The organism is Bradyrhizobium sp. MOS003 (genome assembly GCF_003020125.1).
In the GTDB taxonomy this organism is placed as follows: domain Bacteria; phylum Pseudomonadota; class Alphaproteobacteria; order Rhizobiales; family Xanthobacteraceae; genus Bradyrhizobium.
This window is the reverse complement of record NZ_PYFW01000008.1, coordinates 276386-282944: the sequence shown is the minus strand read 5'-3', so window position 1 is coordinate 282944 and position 6559 is coordinate 276386. Positions and strand designations below refer to the sequence as shown.

The 6559-nt window shown below is 66.7% G+C and carries 6 protein-coding genes; 3 read left to right on the top strand and 3 right to left on the bottom strand.

Translation table 11 applies throughout. The features are described 5' to 3' along the window. Positions 1–400: 400 nt before the first annotated feature. The 3 genes from C7G42_RS28725 to C7G42_RS28715 all read left to right on the top strand — a co-directional run bounded on the left by C7G42_RS28725 (position 401) and on the right by C7G42_RS28715 (position 3600). A complete protein-coding gene (locus C7G42_RS28725) occupies positions 401–1741 on the top strand; it encodes a caspase family protein (protein WP_106952276.1) in 1341 nt (446 codons plus the stop codon). A 28-nt stretch (positions 1742–1769) separates the two neighbouring features. Beyond that, positions 1770–2264, top strand: coding sequence for a hypothetical protein (locus C7G42_RS28720; protein WP_106952275.1), 495 nt, complete (start codon positions 1770–1772; stop codon positions 2262–2264). Positions 2265–2391: 127 nt separating this feature from the next. Beyond that, on the top strand, positions 2392–3600 hold the full coding sequence (locus C7G42_RS28715; protein ID WP_106952274.1) for a hypothetical protein: 1209 nt from the start codon (positions 2392–2394) through the stop codon (positions 3598–3600). Here C7G42_RS28715 and gmk read toward each other — a convergent pair. The 3 genes from gmk to mltG form a co-directional block, all read right to left on the bottom strand. Continuing rightward, the gene (gene gmk / locus C7G42_RS28710) at positions 3533–4195 is read right to left on the bottom strand and encodes a guanylate kinase (protein ID WP_106952273.1); all 663 of its coding nucleotides are present in this window, start codon (positions 4193–4195) and stop codon (positions 3533–3535) included. The genes C7G42_RS28715 and gmk overlap by 68 nt on opposite strands. Before the next feature lie 3 nt (positions 4196–4198). Continuing rightward, the gene (locus C7G42_RS28705; RefSeq protein ID WP_106952272.1) at positions 4199–5086 is read right to left on the bottom strand and encodes a YicC/YloC family endoribonuclease; all 888 of its coding nucleotides are present in this window, start codon (positions 5084–5086) and stop codon (positions 4199–4201) included. A gap of 114 nt (positions 5087–5200) precedes the next feature. Continuing rightward, positions 5201–6475, bottom strand: a complete 1275-nt coding sequence (gene mltG / locus C7G42_RS28700) for an endolytic transglycosylase MltG (RefSeq protein ID WP_106952271.1) — start codon at positions 6473–6475, stop codon at positions 5201–5203. Between the last annotated feature and the right edge of the window lie 84 nt (positions 6476–6559).

Genomic DNA, 6559 nt, shown 5'->3' with positions numbered 1-6559 from the left:
CCCGTGTGCATTTCTGTTGCGCACGGACTTGCGGGTGCCGCCGGCGCCCGGCCTTCCCTGCGCCCTTTGGTCTTTATGGGGCGCGAAACGACAGCAAGCCTCGGGCGAAACGCGCCGCGAGATTGCGATGGCGTGTCTGCAAGTTAGCCGAAAGTTGGAGGATGGCGATGCCGCCCCTTGCTCCGTCATTGCGAGGAGCCCTTGCGACGAAGCAATCCAGACTGCCTCCTCGGAGAGATTCTGGATTGCTTCGCTACGCTCGCAATGACGAGTTTGATGCAGCTGTGCGCCAAATTTCCGCTCTCGTGCCCCGAAGCTTATCCGGGACACCTGCCCCCCTCACCACTTTTCGCCCGCACGCCGGACTGATAGACTGGTGCCATTATTTTGGGGAATTTGGATGCGCGCGAGGATTTTCAATCGCGTTTTAGGGCTGGCAGCGCTGGCCTTGCTCGTCGTCACCGCACACCCGGCATCGGCCGAGAAGCGCATCGCGCTGGTGGTCGGCAACTCCGCCTACAAGAACATCACGCCGCTGGACAATCCCTCCAAGGATGCGAGCCTGATGGCGGAGACGCTGGGCCTGCTCGGCTTCACGCTGGTGGGCGGACGCGCCCAGCTCGATCTCGACAAGGGCGCGATGGACATCGCGGTGCAGAACTTCGGCCGTCAGGTCCAGGGCGCCGACGTCGCGCTGTTCTACTACGCCGGCCACGGCGTGCAGGTCGCCGGCTCCAACTATCTCGTGCCCGTCGGTGCCAATCCGACGCGCGAGGCCGACGTCGATTTCCAGATGACCGATGTCAGCCTCGTGCTGCGCCAGATGCAGGGCTCGGGCACGCGGCTCAATCTCGTGATCCTGGACGCCTGCCGCAACAACCCGTTCGGCTCACGCGGCTTGCGCGCCTCCGACGGCGGCTTGGCGCAGATGCGCGCGCCTGAGGGCACGCTGATCTCCTACGCGACGCAGCCCGGGAACGTCGCGCAGGACGGCAGCGACGGTCACAGCCCCTATACGAAGGCGCTGGCGACGACGATCCGGACCGCGGGCCTCGACGTATTCCAGACCTTCAACCAGGTCGGCCTCGCCGTGAAGCGCGCCACCGCGGGCGCGCAGCAGCCCTGGGTGTCGTCCTCGCCGATCGACGGCACCTTCTATTTCGTGGCTCCGACCGAAACTGCCCCGCCGAAAATCGCGGCGATGCAGCCCGATCCCCTGCCGGCGGAGCGCTTGCGTGCCGATCCCGATCGCGTCCCCTTGCGCGATGCCGCCCTGCTCAGTGAGCTCAGCGAGCGGCTCTACGAGCTCAATTTCGACCCTGACACGCCCGACGGCCTCACCCGCGCCGTCACGAAGCTGCAACAGCGGATATCGATGACGCCCACGGGTGAAGCCACCGAAGGCCTGCTGCTGCGCATGCGCAAGATGGAGGATCTCAAGCCGTGGGGCTCGATCGTCTACGGGCCGGACAACAGCAAATGGGGCATCTCGTGGAACCACGCCTCGCGGCGCGCGGCGGTCGCCGATGCGCGCGGCAATTGCGCCGGCGCCAAATGCCCGATCGAGCTGTCCTTCTACGGGCGAAGCTGTGGCGCGTTTGCGATCTCCGACAAATCCTGGTCGCTGGTCCAGCGCGAGGGCGTGCAGCGTGCCAGGGACGCCGCGCTTGAAGAATGCGGCAAGGCTGGCAAAGCTTGCCGCATTATCGGATCCGTTTGCGCCGACGGCTCCGGCCGCTGATATCATTTTTTAATTTGGATGTTTGCTCATGCCTTTTGTCGTCATCCGTACGATTGCCCTCGCCGTCCTTCTCACCGGCGCCATCGCCTCATCACCCGTCTTCGCCCAGTCCGGCAGCGCCGGCGGCTCGATCGGCAATGACGAGAAGTCGATGTCCGGCTCGCGCCAGGATCGTTCGGCCGAGCCGGCCCCACCCGCGCGCCGGAGCAAGCCGGCGGCTGAAGAGCAGCGCTCGTCGTCACGGCGAAGCGGCGGCGGCGGAGGTGGCGGCTTTGACGGCGCCTGGATTGTGACCAGCGTCGGCTGCGGCGGCACCACGTCGGGCGCGGTCGTGGTCTCGTCGGGCAAGGTCATCGGCCAAGGTGTCAGTGGCACCGTCAGCCCAAGCGGTTCGGTCAGCACGATCGGTCAAGGCGACGGCGTGACCTTCACCGGCTCCGGACGGCTCGGCGCGCGCAGCGGTTCCGGAACCTGGCGCCGCTCCGATGGCTGCGGCGGAACCTGGAGCTCTGCGAAGCAATAGCGGGAAATCGCCTGCCCCGCAGCAGGACGGACGCTCCGCGAGCCCAATTCAAGCCACATCCTCTCCGGATTTGCGGCTCATTGCCACCCAAGTCTTTGATGACAACGGGCTGGTTGAGAGTTGCGTCATGCGTAAACGGGAGACCAGGATGGGCAACCGCACCGCAAAATTCGTATCCGCGCTGATCGGCAGCATCGTTGCCGGCGTACCGCTGGCTGCCGTGTCGCAGACCGCGCCGAGCGCACCCGCCACGGCCAATGCAGCCACCGACTGCCTCGCCTCGCCGAAGGGCGCCGCGCCGCAGGGGCAGCACTGGCACTATCGTCTCGAGCGCTCGACCAAGCGGCAATGCTGGTATCTGCGCGCTGAAGGCAGCAAGGTCACCCAGAGCGCCCAGGCCACGACCGACACGCCAACGCCGGATCCAGCGCCGTCACGGCAGCAGACAGTGCAGGACGCGCGAGCCGAATATCTGACGCCACGCAGTGGTGTCACCTCCAGGACGTCGAATGCCGTCGCGCAGGCCACAGCCTCGACGCCGGCGCAACAGACGCAGGACCAAGCCACCGACAGCAACCCGCAGCAACCTGCCGTCGCCACGCCTTGGCCCGATGTCGCGACCACAGTCGCACCGCCCACGCCGCAGCCCGCTCCTGTCGCAACAGCTGCGCCGAGCGCGAAGCCGGCAAAGCCTCCCGCGCCGACGGCCCTGGCTGCGGCAGACAGCACCGCCGACAAACCGGTCGGCTCGTTGCAGATGCTGCTGCTCGTGATCGGCGGCGCACTGGCGCTCGCCGGCCTGCTCGCCAGCGTCATCTACCGTCTCGCCCGCAGGCGCGTGCGCCTCCAGGTCGCCGAGCGCCGCGGGCATTGGGACGATTGGGGCACGCAGGACCAGGACGCAAGCCGCGCGCCTTGGCTCGGTGCGACGCCGGACGCGCGACCGCGCCCGGTCGACTTCGATGAAGCCCGACCGCAGCAGACCGTGCAAATCGCGGCCTTCACCAGGGAGATCGGCAGGATCGCGGCGCAATCCGCCGCCGTTCGCAGCGAGGCCGCCGAACTCGACGAGGCCGACATCTTCGACGGCGCCTTCGAGATCGAAGCTGCGCCTCGGCTGGCGGCCCGGAAGACCGACGCCGAAAAGCCGTTCGCTCGCGACGAAGACCATCGCGATGAAAATGCGCAGATCGAGGATGCCGTCGACGTCGACGTGATCACCGCGATGCTGGAACGCCTGGCGACGCAAGGGCCGCAACTGCCGCAGCCTAGGCCTGAAGCTGCCCTTGCAAACCTCGCACGAATCCAACGAGGCCAGTCCGCCGCTCGCGCTTGAGGCGCTCGGCCTTCAGGATCGACTGCACCTCGGCGAAGGCCTCGTCGACGTCGTGGTTGATCACGATGTAGTCGTACTCGGCCCAGTGGCTCATCTCGTGACTGGCGCGGCTCATGCGTTTGCGGATGACCTCGTCGGAATCCTGCGCGCGTGAATGCAGGCGCTTCTCCAGATCGGCCGCCGAGGGCGGCAGGATGAAGACGCTGACGACGTCGGCGCGCGCCTTCTCGCGCAGCTGCTGCGTGCCCTGCCAGTCGATGTCAAACAGCACGTCCTGCCCGGCGGACAGAGCGGTTTCGACGGGGCCACGGGGCGTGCCGTAGCTGTTGTCGAACACGGTGGCCCATTCCAGCAGTTCGTCGCCCTTCACCATCGCCTCGAAGCGCGGCTTGTCGACGAAGAGATAGTCCTTGCCGTCGACCTCGCCCGGCCGCTTCGGCCGCGTGGTCGCCGAGACCGACATTCTCAGGCCGGACATCCGGTCCATCAAAAGACGCGACAGCGTCGTTTTGCCCGCGCCCGAGGGCGAGGACAGCACGAACATCAGGCCGCGCCGCTCGACACCGTCAGTTCCGTGACCGCCGCCGCTCGTCATCGATCACTCCAGATTCTGGACCTGCTCGCGGAACTGCTCGACCACGTTCTTCATGGCGAGGCCCGTGTTGGTCAGCTCGATGTCGTTCGACTTCGAACAGCAGGTGTTGACCTCGCGGTGGAACTCCTGCGCCAGGAAGTCGAGCTTGCGGCCGATCGGTCCGCCCTTGCCGATCAGCTCGCGCGCCTGCGCGATGTGGGAAGCGATGCGGTCGAGCTCCTCGCGGATGTCAGCCCTGGTCGCGATCAGGATCGCCTCCTGCATCAGGCGGTCGGAATCGAACCGATCGGAGGTATCGAGCAGGGTAGCGATCTGCTCGGCGAGCCTCGCCTTGATCGCCTCCGGCTTGCGACCGGGCGCGGCCTCGGCCTTCTTCGCCAGTTGCTCGACCTCGTCGACCCGCTGGGTCAGGATCTGACCGAGCGAGGTGCCCTCGCGCTTGCGCATCTCAACGAGTTCGGCGAGCGCCTTGTCGAAGGCTTCGGCTGCAGCAATACGCGCGGCCTTGTCCTCCTCCTCGTCGCCCTCGGGCTCGGCGACCTCGATCACGCCCTTGATGGCGAGCAGGCCGTCGACGCTCGGCGCCACCGCGTCGACCTTGCCGGCGATGACGGCGGCGGCCTTCAGGACGGCATTGAGCACGTCCTCGTTGACGCGAACGGCGGCAGCGGCATTGGCGCGCTTGACGGTGAGATTGGCGTAGACGGTGCCGCGCGACAACAGTTCGCCGGCCCGCTTCTTGGCGTGCGCCTCGAGCTCGTCGAACCCCTGCGGTAGCCGCACCCTGAGGTCAAAGCCCTTGGCGTTGACCGATTTCAATTCCCATTCGAACGTATACGGCCCGCTTGCGCCGTGGCTTCGGGCAAAGCCGGTCATGGACGACAGCGCCATCAGGTCAGATTCTCCAGAAACACGGGATTCGCGAGGCATCAAGCCACGCGAAACTTAAGACTATTTTTCAGGAAAGTGGAATCCGCAAAGTCCGCGGGCAGGTCTGCAGCGCGCCTAGCGCTGGACCACCGGTGGCGAGGGTTGCACCGCGCCCTGCCGCGCCGGTGCCGGACCGGTGGGGCGTGCCGCGGGCGGCTTCTTCTGTTGATTGGGTCGCGCCGGCGTCGCCGCCGTCGGCGTATCGGCAGTTCCAGGCGGCGCGGCGGCTGGCGGCGGCGCATCCTCGGCCGGCTCCACCGTGTCGTTCTGGATCTGCTTTTCGATCGCGCGGAGCTTGGCGACGTTCTTCTGGTGCGCGTCGTAAGTCTCGGTGAAGGCGTGCCCGCCGGTACCGTCGGCGACGAAGAAGAGGTCGCGGGTGCGCGCCGGATTGGCGGCAGCCTCCAGGGAGGCGCGGCCGGGATTGGCGATCGGACCCGGCGGCAGGCCCTCGATCACATAGGTGTTGTAGGGCGACGGCTGCGTGATCTCGCTGCGCTTGATCGGCCGGCCCAGCGTGCCCTTGCCGCCGACGAGACCGTAGATGATGGTCGGGTCGGACTGCAGCTTGATCCGCTGCTTCAGCCGGTTGGTGAACACCGCGGCGACACGGCTGCGTTCGTCCGGCTTGCCGGTTTCCTTCTCGACGATCGAGGCGAGCGTCACCAGTTGCTCCGGCGTCTTGACAGGAATGTCCTGATTGCGGCGCTCCCAGATCTCGCCGAGCACGCGCTTGTGCGCCTGCTGCATGCGCTGGATCACCTGCTCGCGCGGAGTGCCGCGCGGGAACTTGTACGTCTCCGGCAACAGCGTGCCCTCGCGCGGCAGCTCGCGCACGCTGCCGGTGAAGATGTCGTTGTCGGACAGGCGGGCCACGATCTGCTCCGAGGTGAGCCCTTCCGGAATCGTGACGGCATGCTGCACCACCTTGCCCTCGACGATGGTGGCGATGACGTCGCGGAGCGAGGCGTTCTTCTGGAACGAATATTCACCCGGCTTGAGGTCCGAGCTCGCCTTCAACGCAGCGACGCTGGCGATGAACACCCAGGGATTGACGTCGGTGACACCTTCCCGGTTCAGCGTCTCGGCGATGTCGCGCTTGCCCGCACGCTGCGGGATATTGACGATCTTGTCGTCCTTCAGCGGCCCCGGCGCCTCGAGCACCTGCCGGCCGTAATAATATATGCCGCCGGCGCCGAGCATGGCGACCAGCAGAAGGGTGATGATGGCGTTGCCGACGACCACGAAAGGATTGCGCGCACGCTCCGACCGCTTCGGCGGCGGCGGGAGCTGCTCGGGCTCGAGCGCTGCCCGCGGACTCCGGGGCGAAATGGGCGGCCTTTCACTCATCAAAACAACCTGAATCCTGCCGGTTCAACCGCGGCCCGACAATCGCTTGCCCTGCCAAATGCACGCGCCCACTTCCATGACTAT

Excerpts from the sequence above, each read along its gene's own strand:
- C7G42_RS28725 (WP_106952276.1), top strand. The coding sequence starts at position 401 with ATGCGCGCGAGGATTTTCAATCGCGTTTTAGGGCTGGCAGCGCTGGCC.
- C7G42_RS28720 (WP_106952275.1), top strand. The coding sequence starts at position 1,770 with ATGCCTTTTGTCGTCATCCGTACGATTGCCCTCGCCGTCCTTCTCACC.
- C7G42_RS28715 (WP_106952274.1), top strand. The coding sequence starts at position 2,392 with ATGCGTAAACGGGAGACCAGGATGGGCAACCGCACCGCAAAATTCGTA.
- gmk (WP_106952273.1), bottom strand. The coding sequence starts at position 4,195 with ATGACGAGCGGCGGCGGTCACGGAACTGACGGTGTCGAGCGGCGCGGC.
- C7G42_RS28705 (WP_106952272.1), bottom strand. The coding sequence starts at position 5,086 with ATGGCGCTGTCGTCCATGACCGGCTTTGCCCGAAGCCACGGCGCAAGC.
- mltG (WP_106952271.1), bottom strand. The coding sequence starts at position 6,475 with ATGAGTGAAAGGCCGCCCATTTCGCCCCGGAGTCCGCGGGCAGCGCTC.